Source organism: Oleiphilus sp. HI0079 (assembly GCF_001635105.1).
In genome coordinates, this window is the sequence record NZ_LWFT01000167.1 from 1 (window position 1) to 907 (window position 907).

Below are 907 nucleotides of genomic sequence, written 5' to 3' on the forward strand. Positions count from 1 at the left end.
TTGCTCTCTGCGGATAGCGGCGTCAATCTTGACGAACGGGGCTTCATTTATGTTGATGACCAGTGCCAAACAGACGTGCCGGGCGTTTACGCAATTGGTGATGTGGTTCGTGGTCCAATGCTCGCGCATAAAGGTAGCGAAGAAGGTGTCATGGTTGCCGAGCGAATTGCCGGTCAGAAGACGCAAGTTAATTACGACACGATTCCTGGTGTAATTTATACGCATCCAGAGCTCGCATGGGTTGGTCAAACAGAAGAGCAACTCAAGGCCGATGGCGTACCATACAATGTTGGTGTGGCACCCTTTGCAGCGAGCGGCCGTGCAATGGCCGCAAACTCGACAGCTGGTATGGTGAAGATACTAGCGCATGAAGAGACTGATCGGGTGTTGGGCGTCCATATCATAGGCCCAAGTGCATCAGAATTGATCGCGCAAGCTGTGATTGCAATGGAGTTTGGGTCTAGTGCCGAAGACCTTGGCTTGACTGTGTTTGCGCACCCAACGCTATCAGAGTCCGTCCACGAGGCGGCATTAGCAGTCGGTGGACATGCCATTCACGTTGCGAATCGCAAGAAGAGAAAATAGATTGTTAAGCAATCTCTGTAGTATTAAAGGTTACGCTGCTAAAAGCGGCGTTATATCAGGGATGGGGTCTCGCTATGAGCAGAGGCCTTGTCGCTCATTCATTAAAACAACGGAATAAGCTATGAACTTACATGAGTATCAAGCAAAGCAACTCTTTGCTGAGTACGGTCTGCCCGTATCAAAAGGTTACGCCTGTGATACGGCAGATGAAGCTGTCGCGGCGGCCGACAAAATTGGTGGCGACAAATGGGTAATTAAAGCTCAGGTTCATGCTGGCGGTCGAGGAAAGGCTGGCGGTGTAAAACTAGTAGACACGAAAGAG

General features: G+C 50.4%; 2 protein-coding genes. Both read left to right on the plus strand.

The features are described from left to right. Positions 1–585, plus strand: a 585-nt coding sequence (locus A3750_RS02465; RefSeq protein ID WP_197474823.1) for an FAD-dependent oxidoreductase, incomplete at its 5' end; no start/stop codon positions are given. A 121-nt stretch (positions 586–706) separates the two neighbouring features. Beyond that, on the plus strand, positions 707–907 hold a 201-nt coding region (locus A3750_RS02470; RefSeq protein ID WP_197474824.1), incomplete at its 3' end, for an ATP-grasp domain-containing protein.